We start from the raw sequence: 1374 nt of genomic DNA, 5'->3' as shown, positions 1-1374 counted from the left end.
CAGGGTCTTTGAGAAGTGATGTTGTGTCCGGGTTCGTCATGCCAGGCCGAGGGCGGTGAGGGGCCGCAGGTGGTTTCGGGCGGTGTGGCGGAGGGCGGCTGCGATGTTGGTGTGGCCGTCCTGACGGTGGACTCCGATGGCGAGGTTGCGCAGGCCGGCCATGACGCGGGGCAGGTGACGGGTGCGGATGTGCGAGGCGTCCTCGTGGAAGGTGCGGTCGCGGACGTGGTGCAGCTGGTTCTCGATGCGCCAGTGGCCGCGGATCCAGGCCGCGAGTTCGCTGCCGTCGGCCGCGCCGGGCGGCAGGCTCGTGACCAGGTAGATCCGTTCGATCGTCAGCTTGCCGGTGCCCATGTCCCGTCTCCAGCGCACGACTTGGAGGGCCTGGCGTGCGTGGGGATAGTCGATGTGGGCGAACGCGGCGGCTTTCAGGCGGCGGATCTCGTCGCGGTGGTGGGCCCGGGTGCGGTCGACGTGGTCCAGGCGGATGTCGCGCCAGGGAAGGCGGTGGATGCGCTCATGCAGTCCGGGGTGGTTCCGCTTGATGACGGCCAAATAGTGTGCCCCGCGTTCGTGCAGGTAGGAGGCGTGATCGTGCTGGGTGTGCAGGGCGTCGGCGGTGATCACGGCACCGGTCAGGTCGATGCCGTCCAGGAGCGGGGCGAAGGCCGGGATCTCGTTGCTTTTCCTGTCGATCTGTCGTTGGGCGAGGACCTGGCCGCTGTGGGTCATGGCGGCGATCAGCGCGGTGGCCGCCCGCGTGGAGCTGCGGGAGCCGCGGAGTGTCTTGCCGTCGACGGCGATGACCTTTCGTCCTGGGGACGGGGCCTGGCGTTCCTGGAGGAAGTCACCGATGGCGCGGTCGAGGGCGTCGCCGTCCGCGGCGGCCAGGACGAGGCGGACGGTCGTGGCATGGGGCGGGCGGATCAGGCCGGTCAGCGGGTCGGGCTGGAACCCGAGCAGGGCCAGGACGCGCTGCGGCGCGTCGGCAACCCACTCGCCGATCGCCGTGATCGAGGCGGCACCGGCCAGAACGGCGGCGGCCGCAGAGGTGAGCAGCGCCGTCCATGGGTGACGGACGCCGCGACGGGCCCGCGGGTCAGGCACCGTGGCCAGGTAACTCCGCAGGTCAGCGGCTGTCTCCAGCGGGGCTGGACCGGAGGCTTCCCCCAACTGCTGAAGGCATGACGGTATGCGGGAAGATGGGCGCGCAGGCATGGACTCGCTCGGTGCTCATACGGACTCGACACCCACATGATCACCAGCGGCCATGCCTGTTCTGCGTCCAGGGGCGCCTCCGGCAGAAGCCGACAAGCCGTCACATCCGGCTCTCAGCAGGCGAACCGCCCACCTCGGCACTTCTCAAAGACCCTG

Annotated in this window: 1 protein-coding gene; it reads right to left on the bottom strand. The window is 69.9% G+C overall.

Annotated features, from left to right (window positions below; all coding sequences use genetic code 11):
* Positions 1-36: 36 nt before the first annotated feature.
* Positions 37-1107 (bottom strand): ISAs1 family transposase, encoded by a 1071-nt coding sequence (locus ACFYR0_RS37765; RefSeq protein WP_389338922.1) that lies wholly within the window; start codon positions 1105-1107, stop codon positions 37-39.
* Positions 1108-1374: the final 267 nt, after the last annotated feature.

Origin of the sequence: Streptomyces sp. NPDC005017 (assembly GCF_042873115.1) — a bacterium.
Taxonomy (GTDB): domain Bacteria; phylum Actinomycetota; class Actinomycetes; order Streptomycetales; family Streptomycetaceae; genus Streptomyces.
This window is presented reverse-complemented; position numbering and strand designations above follow the sequence as displayed.